The following is a 16,869-nucleotide window of genomic DNA, read 5'->3' as shown; positions in this document are numbered from 1 at the left end:
CGCACCCACAAACTGAGGCACGCGACGGGGTATCAACATATCTGGCGTTGACTTTTGGCACGCTGTTGAGTTCTCAAGGAACGGACGCTTCCTTCGAAACCGTTTCACCGGCCCCTCCGGGCTTTCCCTTCTGTGTTTCCGACTCTATCAGACGCTTTCCGGTGTCTGACCCCCAGTCAGCGGGGTTCGTCTTTCCGGCTGTTCGGCCGTTCCGACGAGTGAGACTTTAGCGGAAGTTCATCGGCCTTTCCAAATCGGCCGGTTTACCTTCCGCATCCACGCATTCCGGAAACATACAGCCGGACGGCACGGCACAACGCCGTAGTCGTACGGATGTTTGTTGCGGGATGGCTGCCCGGGAACCGATCAGGATCGGCGCTCACGTCGGACAGCCCGGAGTACGTTACGCAGCTGACCGATGCGTGTCAACTTCGTGCCGGGCCTTCACAAGCCGCGCTCCGGCGCTACTCTGACCGCATGACTTCGCATACGTGCCACAGCACCCAGTGGTGGGCCGCCTAGAGGCGGCCCGGACCCATGTATGCATCCACGGCCGCCGCTCAGGCGGCCGTTTTCGTTGTCCCCGGCCGTGGTGAGCGGCGGTCTCCCGACGAAGCCCCCGGTCCCCGGGGGACAGGAGACAGTGCGATGACTCGTGTTTTCAGCGGTATCAAACCCACCGGGCATCTGACCCTCGGCAACTACCTCGGTGCGCTGCGGCGGTGGGCGGAGGAGGACCAGCACCGGGCGGAGTCGCTGTTCTGCGTGGTGGACCTGCACGCGCTCACCGTCGAGCACGATCCGGCGCGGGTACGGCGGCTGAGCCGGCAGGCGGTGACTCTGCTGCTCGCGACGGGGCTCGATCCACAGGTGTGCACGGTATTCGTGCAGAGCCATGTGGACGAGCACGCGCGGCTCTCGTACCTGCTGGAGTGCGTCGCCTCGGACGGGGAGATGCGGCGGATGATCCGGTACAAGGAGAAGTCGGCGCGGGCGCAGGCCGCGGGACAGAGCGTGCGGCTGTCGCTGCTGACGTATCCGGTGCTGATGGCGGCGGACATCCTGGCGTACGGGGCCGACGAGGTGCCGGTCGGGCAGGACCAGACGCAGCATGTGGAGCTGACCCGGGATCTGGCGGAGCGGTTCAACCAGCGGTACGGCGGGACGTTCGTCATTCCGCGGGCCACGGCGCCGGCGGTGGCGGCGCGGGTGATGGATCTGCAGGACCCGGCGTCGAAGATGGGGAAGTCGCATGACGCGACGGCCGGGATCGTCTATCTGCTGGACGAACCGGACGTGGTCACCAAGAAGCTGATGCGGGCGGTCACCGACAGCGAGCCGGGGGTCGGCTACGACCGGGCGGCGCGGCCGGGGCTGGCGAATCTGCTGGAGATCCTGGCGTCCTGCACGGGCAAGGAGCCGGCGGCGCTGGCGGCGGACTACGACGCGGGCGGGCTCGGCTTCGGTGTGCTGAAGCGGGATACGGCCGAGGCGGTGGTGGAGCTGCTGCGTCCGGTCCGGGCACGGCACGCCGAGCTGAGCGCCGACCCGGGCTATGTCGACGGGGTGCTGCGGGAGGGGGCGGCGCAGGCGCGGGCCCTCGCCCGGCCGACCGTGGACGCGGCCTACCGGGCGATGGGGCTGCTGCCGCCGATGTGAGCCGCGTCCCCGGGGGTCCGGCGGGTCCGGCCTCAGGGCCGACCGGACCCGCCGGACCGCTGGGGCTCAGACGCCGGAGGCCAGCTCGCGGCTGCGGTCGCGGGCCGCCTCCAGTGCGGCCAGCATGGCCGCGCGGACGCCGTGCTTCTCCAGCTCCCGGATCGCGTTGATCGTCGTACCGGCCGGGGAGGTGACGGCCTCGCGGAGCTTGACCGGGTGTTCGCCGCTGTCGCGGAGCATCACGGCGGCGCCGATGGCGGACTGCACGATGAGGTCGTGGGCCTGGGAGCGGGGCAGGCCGAGCAGGATGCCGGCGTCGGTCATGGCCTCGACCAGGTAGTAGAAGTAGGCGGGGCCCGAGCCGGACAGCGCGGTGGCGGCGTCCTGCTGCTTCTCCGGGACCCGCAGCGTCTTGCCGACCGGCTGGAAGATCGCCTCGGTGCAGGCGAGGTGGGACTCGTCGGCGTACCGTCCGGCGGAGATCACGGACATGCCCTCGTCCACGAGGACCGGGGTGTTGGGCATGACCCGGACGACGGCGGTGCCCGCGGCGAGGCGCTCCTCGAAGAAGGCGGTGGGGATGCCTGCGGCGGCGCTGATGACGAGGCGGTCGGCCGGGACGTGCGGGGCGAGTTCGTCGAGCAGCGCCGCCATGTCCTGTGGTTTGACGGTCAGGATGAGGGTGTCGGCGGATTTGGCCGCCTCGGCGTTGTCGACGGGCTCGATGCCGTAGCGGGCGCGCAGCTCCTCGGCCCGGTCCTTGCGGCGGGCGGTGACGAGGAGGTCGGCGGGTGCCCATCCGGCGCGGATCATGCCGGAGAGCAGGGCCTCGCCGATTTTTCCGGTGCCGAGGACGGCGACTTTCTGCTGGGTCATGGCCCCATGATGCCGCTAATGGCGACGGCCCCGGTGGTCACGCCGTACGGCGGCGCAAGGTGGCGGCGCCGAGCGCGAGGGCGAGCAGCGCGCTCCCGGCGACGACGGCGAGGTCGCGTACGAAGTCGCCGGTGACGCCGGTGTGGTGGACGACCTGGCTCATGCCGTCGACGGCGTACGACATCGGCAGGGCGTCGGACACGCCGGACAGCGCCGGCTGCATGTCGCCGCGCGGTACGAACAGGCCGCACAGGAGCAGTTGCGGGAGCAGGACAGCGGGCAGGAACTGCACCGCCTGGAATTCGCTGGCCGCGAAGGCGCTGACGAACAGGCCGAGCGCGGTGCCGAGGAAGGCGTCGGCCAGCGCGATGAGCAGCAGCAGCCAGGCGGAGCCCGACACGTCGAGGCCGAGGGCCAGAGACGTCAGCCCGGTGGCGAGCGCGGCCTGGACGACGGCGACCGCGCCGAAGGCGAGGGCGTAGCCGACGAGCAGGTCGGCCTTGCCCAGCGGCATGGACAGCAGGCGCTCCAGGGTGCCCGAGGTGCGTTCGCGCAGCGTGGCGATGGACGTGACCAGGAACATCGTGATCAGCGGGAAGATGCCGAGCAGGGACGCGCCGGCGGAGTCGAAGGTGCGCGGGCTGGCGTCGAAGACGTATGTGAGCAGCGTCAGCAGGACGCAGGGCACCACCAGCATCAGGGCGATGGTGCGCGGGTCGTGGCTGAGCTGGCGCAGGACCCGGCGGGCGGTGGCGAGGGTACGGGCGGGGTTCATCGCGGGGTCGCCTCCGTAGGCGCGGCGGCGGGAGTACGGGGTTCGGCGTCGGCGGTGTCCGGCGTACGCGATTCGGCGGCGTCGGCCTGGTCGACCAGGTGGAGGAAGGCCTCCTCGACGGTGTCGGTCGCGGTGCCGCGGCGCAGGGCGTCGGGGGTGTCGTCGGCGAGCAGCCGGCCGTCGCGGAGCAGCAGCAGGCGGTGGCAGCGTTCGGCTTCGTCCATGACGTGGGAGGAGACCAGGAGGGTCGCGCCGCGCTCGTCGGTGAGGCGGTGGAAGAGCTGCCACAGGTCGCGGCGCAGTACGGGGTCGAGGCCGACGGTGGGCTCGTCGAGCACGAGGAGTTCGGGGTCGCCGAGCAGGGCGACGGCGAGCGAGACCCGGCCGCGCTGGCCGCCGGACAGATTCCCCGCCAGCGCGTCGGCGTGCGAGGTCAGGTCGACGTCGCGCAGGGCGCGGTCCACGTGCGTGGGGCGGTCGCGGCGGGGGATGCCGAGGACGGCGGCGAAGTATTCGAGGTTCTGCCTGGCGGTCAGGTCCGTGTAGACGGACGGCGCCTGGGTGACGTAGCCGACCCTGGGCCGCAGGTCGCGGTGGCCCGCGGGGCGGCCGAGGACGGTGAGGGTGCCGGTGACGTGCGCCTGGGAGCCGACGACGGCCCGCATGAGGGTGGACTTGCCGCAGCCGCTCGGCCCGAGCAGGCCGGTGATCCGGGCGCGCGGGATCGTGAAGGCGAGGTCGTCGAGCACGGTGCGGCCACCGCGGAGGACGCGGAGGCCGGACGCCTCCACCGCGGGTCCCGGGTGTTTATTCATCATGCGGTGAATAAACACCTCGCGGCGCGCTCACGTCAAGCCGTGTGCTCCGGTCGCCCTCCGGGGACTGGGCCGCGCGGGCACGCTCGCGCGGCGGCCAGGCCGGGAGATCACGGCGGTCCTGGCGCCGTACCCCGGCACCGGCGTACGACCGGCCCGGCGGCAGCCGCATGACGACGGACGGTGCCGGCCGTCGGCCGGCACCGCGGCACTGGTCGCCGGGGGCACGCGGGGCGGCGCAGTCGCCCTCGGAACGGCCGGCGCGGCGGAGTACGGACCGCTCGGGGAGCCGCTCCGCGACCTGGTAGGAGAGGGCCGGGCGGGGCATGAGGGGCACGTCAGGGTCATCCCCTATGGCGTTCCCGCCGGTCGCGGAGGAGTGTTGCGGTATGAGTCGTTCATCCCGTGAAATCGCTGTTTCCGGCGCGGAGAAGCGGCAATTGGCCGTGGCCTCCGCGACCCTCGGCCCATGGCGGCCCGCGGCCGTGGTCGGCGCGCTCGGCGGGGGCGTGTCGCTGGCACTGCACCTGGTGCACGGGCACTTCGGCCTGGGCATCCTGTCCGGCGCGATCTCGGTCGCCGCGCTGCTCTTCTTCTGCGTGGGCGGCTCGGGCGCGGTGCTCGGCTATTCCTCTCACGGCTCGGGCCGCGACCGGCGCATCAGGCGCTGGGCGCGCTCGCACCCGTGGCAGGTGGCGGCGGTCCCGGCCGCGCTGATGTTCCTCAGCGACATGGTGATCCGGCAGTTGCTGACCAGCCAGGGCTTCTTCAGCACCATATGGACCGGGCTGTGGCACGGCGCCGTGGTCGCGGCCGTGGTGGGTGCGGTCGGCGTGGTCGGGGCGGCCCGCAAGTAGCGGCTACCGCCGGGATGGGGCGCCGGCGGGGGTCGGCGCCGCCCCCGCGGGGGTGTGCGGAGCCGCACCGGCGTCTGAAGGCGCTGCCCGAGCTCACCCGCACCCCGCAGGGCCGCGAGCTGCAGTTCGCCGTCAACTTCCTCGGCCACTTCGCGCTCACCGCCGCCCTGCACCCGGCGCTCGCCCGGGCCGACGGCGCCCGCGTCGTGTCGCTCAGCTCCAACGCCCGCCTCTACGCCCCGGTGGTCTTCGACGACCTCGACCACCGCTTCCGGCCGTACCAGCCGCTGGGCGCCTACGGGGAGTCCAAGACGGCCGACGTGCTGCTCGCCGTCGAGGCGACCAGGCGCTGGGCCGGTGACGGCATCCTCGCCAACGCCGTGAATCCCGGTGCCATCGCCACCAGCCTCCAGCGGCACACCGGTGGCCTGCGCACTCCGCCCGAGCGCCGCAAGTCCGCGGCACAGGGCGCCGCCACCTCCGTGCTGCTGGCCGCGTCACCGCTGCTCGACGGGGTCGGCGGGCGCTATCTGGAGGACGGCAACGAGGCGGCCCTGCTCGACCAGGCCCCGCCGCTCTTCGGCGGCGGCGTCGCGCCCTTCGCCCTCGCCCCGGGCAATGCCGAGCGGTTGTGGGACACGGCGCTCGCCCTGCTGCGGTGAGCCCTAGTATCGGGGCGTGACCCCCCTCACCGGCTCGGACGCACTGGCCGCACTGCGGCGCGGCAAGTACGTGAGCGTCACCACCTACCGGCGGGACGGTACGGGCGTCCCCACGGCCGTCTGGTACGCCGTCTCCGACCGTGAACTGGTCTTCTGGACCGGGTCCGGCAGCGGCAAGGTCAAGCGGATCAGGAACGGTGGCCGCGTGCAGGTCGCGGTGTGCAACGTCCGCGGCCAGGTCGCCCCGGGCGCCGCCACCGTCGAGGGCACGGCACGCCTGCTGGACGAGGCGGGAACGGATGCGGCGCGGCGGCTGCTGGCCCGCAAATACGTGCTGGTCCGGCTGACCGACCTCTCCCGCAAGCTGCTCCGCAGGCCCCGCCCGGCCCAGATCGGCGTGGCCGTCACCTTCTGACCTGCGTCAGCGCCGTGGGCTCCGCGGTGGCTTGGTCGGGGGTGGGCGTCGCCCTTTGACCTGCGTCAGCGCTTGGGCCTGCGCTTGGGCTTCGCGCCGGTGCTTCGGCGGGACGCCTGGCGGGCGCCGGCCGCCTCGTACTCGCTGCGGTGCAAGGCCTCGCCGGGGGCTTCGGTGAGCGAACGGACGAAATAGGCGAGCAGGGCGCCGATGAAGCCGATCGCGTAGAGGCTCTGGTTGTCGTTGGCCCGGCCGGCCGGGCGGCGGGCGGTGAAGCCCTTCCATGTGCGCTGGAAGGCGAGGACGCTGCACACTGCGACGCCGCAGAAGGCCAGGACGGTGACGAAGGTGCCGATCTTGGCGTCGGCCAGGCCCTGGAAGCCGAGGCGCAGCACGAAGGCGCCGGCTGCGGCGGCCAGGAGGGAGCCGGCCGCTGCGGCGGTCCTGCGCCAGGCATAGCCGCGGTCGTGGTCGAGCCAGGTGGTGCCGAACCAGCGGATCGCCTCCGGCGCCGGGGCCTCCGGCCGGGTCTTCGTCGTGTCGCTCACGCGGTCAATTATGCCGGTTGCCTCCGGCGGTTTGCCCGGGACCTCCCACTTGCGGTGACCTGTCGCCTGGTGCGCCGACATGGCCTGTCCCGCAGCTCCCCGCGCCCCTGCTGGGCTGCCCCGTGCGCAGGACAAGGTCACCGTCCTGACCAGCACTTCGGGTCCGGTGTACGCGCTCTGGCGTTCAGCCCTAACGGGAGATTCCCGGCCACCGGCGCGGAGAACGGCACCGTCGAGCTGTGGAAGGTGGCCGACCGCCGCGTCACCGCGACCCCCACCGGTCATGCCGGCCTGATCCGCTCGGTGGCCTTCAGCGCCGACGGCCGGTTCCCCGCCGCCGCGGGTTCCGACCGTACGGTCCGGCTGTGGAAGCTCACCCCGCGGGCCGCCCGCTGACCGGGGCGGCGGGGGGTCACCCGGCGGTGAGCTGCTTCTCCAGGAGCGTGACGGCGTATGTCCCCTGCCCCACACCGGACTTCACGGACTGCTCGCCGACGACCCGGTAGCCCGCCGCCCGGTAGTACGTGTGCAGGAAGGCGTTGTCGGCCAGGCAGTCGAGGCGGCACAGGCCCAATCCCGCCTCGGCGATGCGGCGTTCGGCCTCGGCGAGCAGGCGGCGGCCGGTGCCGGGCGGAGCGGTGTCGCGGGCGGTCATCAACCGGTGGACGTAGCCGGCGGCGCCGGGTGTGCTGCCCCAGGCCGCCGGGTCGTCCCACCACAGCTCCCAGGCACCGGCGACCGGGCCGCCGGTGCCGAGCGTGGCGATCCAGACCTCGCCGTCCGCGAGGCGGGCGCGGAAGTGGTCCTCGCCCAGTTCGCCCGGGTGCCACTGGTCGATGCCGCGGGCGATCTGCCAGCGCGCGGCGGCGTCGCGCAGGCCGACCAGCAGCGGTACGTCGGCCTCGTCCGCGCGCCGGAAGGCCAGCGCCGGTCCGAGCAGGTTGCGGCGCAGCGCGGCGACCAGCTCGGCGTCGGCGCCCAACTCCTGTGCCGCGTAGGCCGCTACGGACCCGTACCTGTCGGCCATCGCGGCCAGGAAGAGCCGCATCACCTCGGCGGGCGCGCGGCCGTAACCGGGCCATTGCGGGGAGCGGCCCCCGTGGTCGGCGCGCCAGTCGGCGAGCAGGCGCTCGGTGGCCAGTTCGGTCAGGGCGAAGTCCTCGATGATGACGTCGTCCGGCACGCCCAGCAGCGCCAGGACGAGGGCGGCGAGCTGTCCGGTGCGGTCCTTGCCCGAGGCGCAGTGGAAGACCACCGGGCCGCCGTCCGGGGCGGCGATCACGTCGAGGGCCTGCCGCAGTTCCTTGACGCCGTCCTGCGCGACCTCCATGAAGCGCTCGGCCAGGAACGGGCCGGTCTCCACGTCGGGTCCCAGCGACGGCTGGTCGTACGGGCGGTGCTCGATGCTGAGGTTGTGGTACGCGAGCCCCGGGTGCTCGGGCACCCGCCCCTTGGCGTCGATCTCCCACGGATAGCGCAGGTCGATGACCGTGGTCACGCCCAGATCGAGGAAGCGGTCCCAGTCGGCACCGCCCAGCTTGCCCAGCGAGTCGGCGCGGAACAGCCGTCCCCACCGCACGACGTGGCCGTCGGCGGTCGGGTAACCGCCGAGGTCGCGGAAATTGTGCAGCCGTTCGAAAGATATATGCCTGCTCATGGACCGCAGCCTATGTCCCGGCCCGGCGGCCCGGCCGCCGCACCCAGCGGGCCGTCACCGAGGCCGCCGCGAGCAGCGCGGCGGCGGCAACCAGCAGCGACAGCCGCAGCCCCGGCAGGAAGTCGCCGGCCACCAGCGCGCCGAAAAGGGCCACGCCGACCGCCCCGCCGACCTGGCGAACGGTGTTCAGCCCGGCAGCCGCGACCCCGGCATGGGCGGGCGGTGCCGCGTCGAGGACGGCGCTGGTCATGGCGGGCACCGCCGCCCCGCCGCCGAGGCCGACCAGGACCGTGACCGGGCAGACCGCCCACAGCGGGGCGCCGGGGCCGACCGCGAGCAGGGCCAGCAGCCCGGCCGCGAAGAGCAGCTGGCCGCCGACCAGCGGCGCCCTCGGCCCGTGGCTCGCGGTCAGCCGCCCGCCGCCCAGGTTCGCCGCCATCGCGGCCAGGCTCATCGGCAGGAAGGCCAGGCCGGTCACCAGCGCGGAGTCGCCCCGTTCGTTCTGCAGGAACAGGCTGAGCAGGAAGACGATGCCGTAGTAGGCGAAGTTCTGCGCGAAGCCCGCCGCGGCGGCGGCCGACACCGCCGGGTCGGCGAACAGCCGTGGCGGCAGCATCGGTTCGGCCGCGCGGCGCTCCCAGCGTGAGAAGACCGTGCCCGCCGCCGAGGCCACCGCGAACGCGGCGAGCACCGGCGCCGACGTCCAGCCGAGGGGGCCGCCCTCGATCAGGGCGAAGGTCAGCCCGCACAGGGCCGCGAGCACGGCCGCCTGGCCAGGCAGGTCGAACCGGCGGCGGACGCCGGGTGCCGGGTCCGCGCGGGCCGCCGCCGCCAGGCCGACCGCCCCGATCAGCAGGTTCACCAGGAACAGCGACCGCCAGCCGAGCCAGGCCAGCAGCAGCCCGCCGACCACGGGTCCCGCGGCGACCGCCGCGCCGCCGGCCGCCGCCCATACGCCGACCGCCCGGGTCCGCGCGGCGGCGTCGGCGTACGCGTGCCGCACCATCGCCAGCGACGCGGGCAGCTGGACGGCAGCGCCGACGCCCTGCACGAGGCGCGCGCCGATCAGCATCCCCGGGGAGACGGCCAGCCCGCAGGCCAGCGACGCCGCCATGAACAGGCCGAGCCCCGCCGTGAAGGCCCGGCGCGCGCCGAGGCGGTCACCGAGCGAGCCGCCGATCAGCTGGAAGGCGGCGAACATCAGCACGTAGCCGTCCACCACCCATTGCAGCCCGCTGAGCCCGGCGCCCAGGTCACGGCCGAGGGCGGGCAGGGCGACGTTCACGATGGTGGCGTCGAGGCTCACCATCAGGAAGCCGGACGAGGCGGCGAAGAGGGTCAGCCGGGAGCTGGCGGGAGTGGCCGCGGCAGGCCGGCGGGCGGTGATGATCACCGTCCCAGGCTGGCCCGGGCGGCGTCCTGGCGGAAGCGGCGAGGGTGCACCTGACAGGGCTACGCTGACCGGCGGTGCGGTGCCACCGGGTGCGGGCCGGTTGCGGCAGGGACGCCGGCGGTTCGGGCGGGACACAACGGGGACGACCGGCGGGGGCGGAGCCTTGGGGCGCACGGACTCCGGCATCCGGTACGGATCGGGACAGCCGCGCGGACGGCACGGGTCCGGGCCTCCGGGCGTACCGCACCCGGCACTCGTACAAGATCGAGCGCGACGGCGACAGGGGGCAGCCGGGATGGCCGGGCGGCGGAACGATCTGCGGGCGCGTGAGCTGGGCGCCTTCCTGCGCTCCCGGCGTACGCGGCTCGCGCCCGAAGCGGTGGGGCTGCCCGGCGGCGAGGGCGTACGGCGTACGCCCGGCCTGCGGCGGGCCGAGGTCGCCCGGCTGGCCGGGGTGAGCGCGGGCTACTACACCCGGCTCGAACAGGGCCGCGCCCCGCACCCGTCGGCCGGTGTGCTGGGCGCGCTGGCCCGGGCGCTGCGCCTGACCCCGCAGGAGAGCGGCCACCTCTTCGCGCTGGCCGCCGACCCGGCGGGTCCGCTGCCGGAGGCCGCCGTGCCCGCGTCGGGCGCGCGGCGCATGCTCGACCTGCTCGCGCCGCCCACCGCCGGCTACGTGATCGACGCCCGCAGCGACGTACTGGCCTGGAATTCCACCGCCGCCGCGCTCTTCGCGCACCTCGTCGAAGGGCCGCGCCGCCCCAACAATGTGCGGTATGTCTTCACCGATCCGGCGGCCCGGACGCTGTTCGCGGACTGGCCGGAGATCGCGGCCGATTCGGTGGCGCATCTGCGCGCGGCGACCGGGCACCGCCCCGACGACCCCGCGCTGGCCGCGCTGGTCGCCGAACTCACCACTGCCAGCCCCGATTTCCGCCGGCTGTGGACCGCCCGCGCCCTGCACCACAAGGTCGACGGCCGCAAACGCCTGCTGCACCCGGCGGCAGGACCGCTCACCCTCGACTACGTCGTGCTGTCCACACCGCTGCCGCCGCCGCACCGCCTGGTGGCGTACTCGGCCACCGCGGGTACACAGGCGTTCGCGGCCCTGACCCGCCTGGGCCAGGACCGCGAGGGCCGTGGGATGAGGACTGGTGACTGTGCACCGTCAGGCGCGACGTCGGCCCCATGCCGGTGTGACGAGGGCGATCAGCACCGCCGCCGCCCCGATCTGCAGGGCGTGCCGGATCCAGTCGACCCCGTTGGTGTCGGCGACGTCGAGAGCCGAGGCCAGGCCGTTGCCCAGCAGGCCGCCGATCACGCCGAGGAGGATCGTCAGCCACAGGGGAATGGGCTGGCGCCCGGGCAGAACGAGCTTGGCCAGCAGGCCGATGATCAGGCCCGCAATAATCGCCCAGAGGAACGACATGTCACTGCCTCACTTTCCAGGCCCCGACTGTCAGGTACCTGAACAACCGCTTGCCCCGGCTTCGCGGAGGCACTCCCTTCTTGCGGGCAATCCGTCAGCCCGCGTCAGTGGGGTCTAGCCGCGGGCGAAAGCGAAGACCGGGCCGGTCGCGGCCTTCAGCACGCAGAGGTTGGCGAACTTCTTCCGCCAGTCCACCGGGTGGCCGTGATATTCCCCCCGGGCGCTGACGGCCACCGGCTGGTACGGGTCCCGGCAGACGCCCGGCTGGCCGGGCAGCGCGTCGAAGTCCCCGTTCGCGGCGGACAGCGCCGTACAGGCGGGTACGGCGAGCGGATGGCTCCCGTGCGGAAACGGATCACAGGCCAGCCCGGCGCTCCGCGCCCAGCTCCCGTCCCGGGCGGCGACGGTCAGCTGCAGCCCCGGGTTCGGGTCGGGGGCCACCCCCTGCCCCAGGGCGGGGGCTTGCGCCGCGAGCAGGATCAACGTGGTGGCGGCCACCATGTGCAGTGTCTTCACGACCCGCCACCCCACCGCACCCCGCACCTCACCGGCGAGCCGCCACGCCCACGACGCGCCTGAACGGGGTACCCGTGGCGCCGGGCATTGACGCCGCCGACGCGCTGCGCTCGCGCGCTCCCCGGGGGTGCCGCTTGTGGCTGCGCGGCCCGGCGCGGCGGTAGGTGGCCGTGCGAGCGGCCGGTGTGGGGCGGAACGGTGAAAAAGTGAACTCCTGGGGACTACTGCGTGCGCGGAGCATTGACCACAGACTGACCAGTCAGTAACTTCTGCGGAGCACCAGCGACTTCATCCGATCTCGTCCGATACCCGCGCCAAACGATGCCAGTGTCATGTCAGCGTCAAAGGAGACAGCAGATGTCGATGCGCATCCTCGCCCGCAGGACCCGGGGACTGGCGGCCGTCCTGGCCGCCGGCACCCTGGCCGTCCTCGGCCTGAACGCCCCCGCCGCACAGGCGTCGCCAGGACAGCAGGCACCGCAGGCGCAGCAGTCGTACGTGGCGATGGGCGACAGCTACAGCGCCGCGTCCGGCGTCCTGCCGCTCGACCCGGACGCGGCACTGCTGTGCGTGCGGTCCAGCGCGAACTACCCGCATGTGCTCGCCGCCCGCGCGGGGCTCGCGCTCAAGGACGTGACCTGCGGCGCCGCCGAGACCAAGGACTTCGCCGGGGCGCAATACCCCGATGTGCCGCCGCAGTTGGACGCCCTGAGCAGCAGCACGGGCCTGGTCACGATGACGATCGGCGGCAACGACAACAACACCTTCATCGACGCGGCCCTGGCCTGCGGCTCCGCGGGGCTGGCGACCTTCGGCATCGGGCACCCCTGCCAGACGCTGTACGGCAGCACCTTCGACGACCAGATCGACAACGGCACCTATCCGGCGATCAAGGCCGCGCTCGCGTCCGTACGCGCCAAGGCGCCGAACGCCCGGGTGGCGATCCTCGGTTACCCCTGGGTCGTGCCCACCGCCCCGGTCGCCGGCTGCTTCGCGAAGCTGCCGATCGCCTCAGGCGACCTGGCCTACGTGCGGGACCTCCAGACCCACCTCAACTCGGCGGTGAAGCGCGCCGCCGCCGAGACCGGCGCCACGTACGTGGACGTCTCCGGGGTGTCGGAAGGCCACGACGCCTGCCAGCCGATCGGCACCCGGTGGATCGAACCGGTGCTGTTCGGCACCAACTTCGTGCCGATCCACCCCAACGCCCTGGGCGAGTCGAAGCTCGCCGACCGGACCGCGGCCGTCCTCGGCCTGAGCTGACCCAGGGCTCCGGGGCCGCACGACCGAACGGCCCCGGGACCCCGAAGAACGCCAACCGCCCGCCGCTCCGGGAAAGGACCCCGGGGCGGCGGGCAGCCGTACGGACAGGCTCAGCCTTCGAGCTTCGAGATGTCGCGGACCGCCCCGCGATCCGCGCTGGTCGCCATGGCCGCGTACGCGCGCAGCGCCGTGGAGACCCTGCGCTCGCGGGCGCGGGGCGCGTAGACGCCGCCGAGCGCGTCCCGGCGGGCGGCCAACTCCTCGTCGGAGACCAGGAGTTCCATCGTCCGGGCCGGGATGTCGATCCGGATGCGGTCGCCGTCGTGGACCAGGGCGATGGTGCCGCCGGAGGCCGCCTCGGGCGAGGCGTGGCCGATGGACAGGCCCGAAGTGCCGCCGGAGAAGCGGCCGTCGGTGATCAGCGCGCAGGACTTGCCGAGGCCGCGGCCCTTCAAGTACGAGGTGGGGTAGAGCATCTCCTGCATGCCGGGGCCGCCGCGCGGACCCTCGTAGCGGATGACGATGACGTCCCCGGGCGTGATCTCCTTGCGGAGGATCTTCTCGACGGCCTCCTCCTGCGACTCGCAGACGACTGCGGGGCCCTCGAAGGTCCAGATCGACTCGTCGACGCCGGCCGTCTTGACCACCGCGCCGTCCACGGCCAGGTTGCCGCGCAGCACGGCCAGGCCGCCGTCCTGGGAGTAGGCGTGCTCGACGTCGCGGATGCAGCCGCCCGCCGCGTCGGTGTCCAGCGTCTCCCACCGCTCGGACTGCGAGAAGGCGGTGGCGGAGCGGACGCAGCCGGGGGCCGCGTGCCACATTTCGACGGCGGTCTCGGACGGGGAACCGCCGCGCACGTCCCAGGTGTCGAGCCATTCCTTGATGGAGCGGGAGTGGACGGTGTGCACGTCCTCGTTGAGCAGCCCGCCGCGGTAGAGCTCGCCGAGGATCGCCGGGATGCCGCCGGCCCGGTGCACGTCCTCCATGTAGTACGTGCCGCCCGGCGCGACGTTCGGCGCGACCTTGGCCAGGCAGGGCACCCGGCGCGAGACGTCGTTGATGTCGGACAGGCCGTAGTCCAGTTCGGCTTCCTGGGCGGCGGCCAGCAGGTGCAGGATCGTGTTGGTCGAGCCGCCCATGGCGATGTCCAGGGCCATGGCGTTCTCGAAGGCGGCCCGGGTCGCGATCGCCCGCGGCAGCACGGACGCGTCGTCCTGCTCGTAGTAGCGGCGGGTCAGTTCCACGACGGTGCGGCCGGCGTCCTGGTAGAGCGCCTTGCGTGCGGTGTGGGTGGCCAGCACCGAGCCGTTGCCCGGCAGGGCCAGGCCCATCGCCTCGGTGAGGCAGTTCATCGAGTTCGCGGTGAACATGCCCGAGCAGGAGCCGCAGGTCGGACAGGCGTTCTCCTCGATACGGAGGATGTCCTCGTCCGAGACGTTCTCGTTGACGGCGTCGGCGATGGCGTTGATCAGGTCGAGCTTGCGGACCGTGCCGTCGACCAGGGTGGCCCGGCCGGCCTCCATCGGGCCGCCGGAGACGAAGACCGTCGGGATGTTCAGCCGCAGCGCGGCCATCAGCATGCCCGGGGTGATCTTGTCGCAGTTGGAGATGCAGATCAGCGCGTCGGCGCAGTGCGCCTCGACCATGTACTCCACGGAGTCGGCGATCAGGTCGCGGGACGGCAGCGAGTAGAGCATCCCGCCGTGGCCCATGGCGATGCCGTCGTCCACCGCGATGGTGTTGAACTCGCGCGGCACCGCGCCCGCCGCCTTGATCGCCTCGGAGACGATCCGGCCGACCGGCTGGAGGTGGGTGTGCCCGGGTACGAACTCGGTGAAGCTGTTGGCGACCGCGACGATCGGCTTGCCGATATCGGCGTTGTCCACGCCGGACGCGCGCATCAGCGCACGGGCGCCTGCCATGTTGCGGCCGTGGGTGACCGTACGTGACCTCAGCTCGGGCACGATGTCCACTCCCTTGGGTTCACTCTGCTCGTACGACGGGCCGCGACGCGCGACCGTGCCGTCGAGGGTACGCCCGTCGCCCAGGATCCGGACACCTCGTCCGGATGACGGAACACCTGTCCGGCGTTCCGCACGCCCGTTCCTACGCCCCCGCGGCGCCGGGCCGTACGTCCGGGTCGGTCAGATAGCGCTGGAGCGTCGGCGCGACCACGGCCACCAGGTCCTCCGCCGCGGCCGAGGCGATCGGCTCCACCTTCACCACGTACCGCAGCATGATGATCCCGACCAGTTGCGCCGCGGCGAGCTGCACCCGGAATTCGGGGTCGGCGACCCGCAGCTCCCCCGCGACCCGCGCCAGCACCTTGCGGCTGATCAGCCCGCGGAAGACGGCGGCGGCCCGCTCGTTGGTGACCGCCGACCGTATGATCGCCAGCAGCGGCCCCCGGGTGACCGGGTTCTCCCACACGCCCAGCATGAAGCGGGCCAGCCGCTCCCCCATCCCGTCCGGGCCGCCCGCCGCCATGGCGCCCGGCAGCTCCAGGGCCGGGCCGAAGGACACCTCGACGGCGGCGGCGAAGACCTGCTCCTTGGTGCCGAAGTAGTGATGGACCAGGGCCGCGTCCACACCGGCCGCCTTGCCGATGGAGCGGACCGAGGTCCTGTCGTAGCCGCGGGCCGAGAACTCCTCGCGGGCGGCGGCGAGGATCCGCTCCCGGGTGCCGGCGGCGTCCCCGCTCCTGGTCCCGGCGGGCCGTCCCCGGCGGCGAGGCGGCCCGTCCTGCGCCGTACCCGCGGAGCCGGCCGCGGAAGCAGCCGCACCCGCGGGCGTACCGGAAGCACCGGCGGGAGCGCCCGCCGACGTACCGGAAGCCGTACCGGAGTCCGTACCGCTCATGCGCGGACCGACGACGGGCGGGCGGCGGGCACCGCAAGGTGGCGGCGGGTGAAGTCCAGCGCCTCCGCCAGGTCGCCCTCGCGCTCGGCCGCCGACATCGCCCGCCGGGTGTTGACCTCGATCACCACGTGCCCGGCGTAGCCGCTGCCCGCCAGCGACTCCAGCAGCGCGGCGCACGGCTGTGTCCCGCGCCCCGGCACCAGGTGCTCGTCCTTCGCCGAGCCGCTGCCGTCCGCCAGGTGCACGTGCGCGAGCCGGTCGCCCATCCGGCCGACCATGTCCAGCGCGGCCGTACGGGAGGTCGCCGCGTGCGACAGGTCCACCGTGAAGTGCCGGTAGTCCTCCCGGGTCACGTCCCAGTCCGGCGCGTACGCCATCACCTCGCGGTCCCGGTAGCGCCACGGGTACATGTTCTCCACCGCGAAGCGCACGTCGGTCTCGTCCGCCATGCGCCACAGGCCGCGGACGAACTCCCGCGCGTAACCGCGCTGCCAGCGGAAGGGCGGGTGCACCACGACCGTCGACGCGCCCAGCCGCAGCGCCGCCTTCCTGGCCCGCTGGAGCTTCACCCACGGGTCGGTGGACCACACCCGCTGGGTGATCAGCAGGCAGGGCGCGTGCACGGCCAGGATCGGCATCCGGTGGTAGTCCGAGAGCCGGCGCAGCGCGTCCACGTCCTGGCTCACCGGGTCGGTCCACACCATGACCTCGACCCCGTCGTATCCCAGCCGGGCGGCGATCTCGAACGCCGTCGCCGTGGACTCCGGATACACCGATGCCGTGGACAGCGCGACCTTCACGCCGGATACGCCGCCGGTTCGCTTCCTGGGGTCCACTGGTTCAGCCACGGGAGCCAGGGTACGGCGGGCCCGTGCGTACCGGGCGTCTCAGCCGTACCGACGGGCCACAGTGGCCGCCGTACCGCCGTTGTACGGGGTGGCGGCGGGTGTGGGGTTGGCCACACCGCCGTGCGTGTCGCCCGCGAGGCCCCCGGCCGACGCGGCGCCGCCGGTGTCCGCCGCCATGACGTCGAGCTTGCGCAGGATCACGCCCTCGCGCAGCGCCCACGGGCAGATCTCCAGCTCGTCCACGCCGTAGAGGTCCATCGCCCCCTCGGCCACCAGCGCCCCCGCGAGCAACTGCCC

17 protein-coding genes and 3 pseudogenes are annotated in these 16,869 nt (G+C 73.2%); 8 read left to right on the top strand and 12 right to left on the bottom strand.

The features are described from left to right. The first annotated feature begins 648 nt into the window (after positions 1-648). Entirely contained in the window at positions 649-1,659 is a 1,011-nt protein-coding gene (trpS, locus tag V7E46_RS25505) for a tryptophan--tRNA ligase (protein ID WP_333770593.1), read from the top strand. A gap of 66 nt (positions 1,660-1,725) precedes the next feature. Here trpS and proC read toward each other — a convergent pair whose 3' ends face one another. The 3 genes from proC to V7E46_RS25490 are packed head-to-tail and all read right to left on the bottom strand — an operon-like array spanning position 1,726 to position 4,128. Next, positions 1,726-2,535, bottom strand: a complete 810-nt coding sequence (gene proC, locus V7E46_RS25500) for a pyrroline-5-carboxylate reductase (RefSeq protein ID WP_333770592.1) — start codon at positions 2,533-2,535, stop codon at positions 1,726-1,728. A gap of 37 nt (positions 2,536-2,572) precedes the next feature. Beyond that, the gene (locus tag V7E46_RS25495) at positions 2,573-3,310 is read right to left on the bottom strand and encodes an ABC transporter permease (protein ID WP_329175862.1); all 738 of its coding nucleotides are present in this window, start codon (positions 3,308-3,310) and stop codon (positions 2,573-2,575) included. After that, entirely contained in the window at positions 3,307-4,128 is an 822-nt protein-coding gene (locus V7E46_RS25490; RefSeq protein WP_443054340.1) for an ABC transporter ATP-binding protein, read from the bottom strand. The genes V7E46_RS25495 and V7E46_RS25490 overlap by 4 nt, the downstream gene beginning before the upstream one ends. A gap of 386 nt (positions 4,129-4,514) precedes the next feature. On the opposite strand from V7E46_RS25490, the gene V7E46_RS25485 reads away from it, so the two are divergent. The 3 genes from V7E46_RS25485 to V7E46_RS25475 are packed head-to-tail and all read left to right on the top strand — an operon-like array spanning position 4,515 to position 6,059. Beyond that, a complete protein-coding gene (locus V7E46_RS25485) occupies positions 4,515-4,982 on the top strand; it encodes a hypothetical protein (RefSeq protein WP_329175864.1) in 468 nt (155 codons plus the stop codon). Between the two features lie 14 nt (positions 4,983-4,996). Continuing rightward, positions 4,997-5,644: an SDR family NAD(P)-dependent oxidoreductase gene (locus V7E46_RS25480; RefSeq protein WP_333770591.1), complete on the top strand. Its 648-nt coding sequence runs from the start codon at positions 4,997-4,999 to the stop codon at positions 5,642-5,644. A 16-nt stretch (positions 5,645-5,660) separates the two neighbouring features. Then, a complete protein-coding gene (locus V7E46_RS25475; protein ID WP_333770590.1) occupies positions 5,661-6,059 on the top strand; it encodes a PPOX class F420-dependent oxidoreductase in 399 nt (132 codons plus the stop codon). A gap of 65 nt (positions 6,060-6,124) precedes the next feature. Here the strand turns inward: V7E46_RS25475 and V7E46_RS25470 are convergent, their stop codons facing one another. Continuing rightward, on the bottom strand, positions 6,125-6,607 hold the full coding sequence (locus tag V7E46_RS25470) for an EamA/RhaT family transporter (protein WP_333770589.1): 483 nt from the start codon (positions 6,605-6,607) through the stop codon (positions 6,125-6,127). Here V7E46_RS25470 and V7E46_RS33990 point away from each other — a divergent pair. After that, a pseudogene (locus V7E46_RS33990) lies at positions 6,527-6,838 on the top strand (hypothetical protein); the annotation flags it as partial. The gene V7E46_RS25470 and the pseudogene V7E46_RS33990 overlap by 81 nt on opposite strands. Positions 6,839-6,853: 15 nt before the next feature. Then, complete coding sequence (locus V7E46_RS25465) at positions 6,854-7,003, top strand: hypothetical protein (protein ID WP_333770588.1); 150 nt, start codon at positions 6,854-6,856, stop codon at positions 7,001-7,003. A 16-nt stretch (positions 7,004-7,019) separates the two neighbouring features. Here V7E46_RS25465 and V7E46_RS25460 read toward each other — a convergent pair whose 3' ends face one another. Both V7E46_RS25460 and V7E46_RS25455 read right to left on the bottom strand, forming a co-directional pair. Next, entirely contained in the window at positions 7,020-8,264 is a 1,245-nt protein-coding gene (locus V7E46_RS25460; protein WP_333770587.1) for a tyrosine-protein phosphatase, read from the bottom strand. A 10-nt stretch (positions 8,265-8,274) separates the two neighbouring features. Then, complete coding sequence (locus V7E46_RS25455; RefSeq protein ID WP_333770586.1) at positions 8,275-9,657, bottom strand: MFS transporter; 1,383 nt, start codon at positions 9,655-9,657, stop codon at positions 8,275-8,277. Between V7E46_RS25455 and V7E46_RS25450 the strand changes: the two are divergent. Continuing rightward, positions 9,551-10,765, top strand: a pseudogene (locus V7E46_RS25450) (helix-turn-helix domain-containing protein); the annotation flags it as partial. The gene V7E46_RS25455 and the pseudogene V7E46_RS25450 sit on opposite strands and share 107 nt — an antisense overlap. A 60-nt stretch (positions 10,766-10,825) precedes the next feature. On the opposite strand, the gene V7E46_RS25445 reads toward V7E46_RS25450, so the two are convergent. Together V7E46_RS25445 and V7E46_RS25440 are read right to left on the bottom strand one after the other, a co-directional pair. Further along, the gene (locus tag V7E46_RS25445; protein WP_333770595.1) at positions 10,826-11,086 is read right to left on the bottom strand and encodes a GlsB/YeaQ/YmgE family stress response membrane protein; all 261 of its coding nucleotides are present in this window, start codon (positions 11,084-11,086) and stop codon (positions 10,826-10,828) included. A 114-nt stretch (positions 11,087-11,200) separates the two neighbouring features. After that, positions 11,201-11,602, bottom strand: a complete 402-nt coding sequence (locus tag V7E46_RS25440; protein ID WP_333770585.1) for an SSI family serine proteinase inhibitor — start codon at positions 11,600-11,602, stop codon at positions 11,201-11,203. 363 nt (positions 11,603-11,965) lie between these two features. On the opposite strand from V7E46_RS25440, the gene V7E46_RS25435 reads away from it, so the two are divergent. Continuing rightward, on the top strand, positions 11,966-12,865 hold the full coding sequence (locus tag V7E46_RS25435; RefSeq protein ID WP_333770594.1) for an SGNH/GDSL hydrolase family protein: 900 nt from the start codon (positions 11,966-11,968) through the stop codon (positions 12,863-12,865). A 110-nt stretch (positions 12,866-12,975) separates the two neighbouring features. Here V7E46_RS25435 and ilvD read toward each other — a convergent pair whose 3' ends face one another. From ilvD to V7E46_RS25415, 4 genes and pseudogenes are all read right to left on the bottom strand, one after another. After that, positions 12,976-14,829 carry a dihydroxy-acid dehydratase gene (gene ilvD, locus V7E46_RS25430; RefSeq protein ID WP_333770584.1) on the bottom strand — a complete coding sequence of 618 codons (1,854 nt, stop codon included), beginning with the start codon at positions 14,827-14,829 and terminating at the stop codon, positions 12,976-12,978. A gap of 142 nt (positions 14,830-14,971) precedes the next feature. After that, the gene (locus tag V7E46_RS25425) at positions 14,972-15,724 is read right to left on the bottom strand and encodes a TetR/AcrR family transcriptional regulator (RefSeq protein WP_333770583.1); all 753 of its coding nucleotides are present in this window, start codon (positions 15,722-15,724) and stop codon (positions 14,972-14,974) included. After that, positions 15,721-16,572, bottom strand: coding sequence for a sugar phosphate isomerase/epimerase family protein (locus V7E46_RS25420; RefSeq protein ID WP_333770582.1), 852 nt, complete (start codon positions 16,570-16,572; stop codon positions 15,721-15,723). Before V7E46_RS25420 ends, V7E46_RS25425 begins: the two co-directional genes overlap by 4 nt. Positions 16,573-16,611: 39 nt before the next feature. Next, a pseudogene (locus V7E46_RS25415) lies at positions 16,612-16,869 on the bottom strand (hypothetical protein); the annotation flags it as partial.

The sequence above is a fragment of the Streptomyces sp. IBSBF 2435 genome (assembly GCF_036815005.1).
Taxonomy (GTDB): Bacteria; Actinomycetota; Actinomycetes; order Streptomycetales; family Streptomycetaceae; genus Actinacidiphila.
The sequence above is the reverse complement of the archived record's forward strand: the minus strand, read 5'-3'. Positions and strand labels throughout refer to the sequence as shown.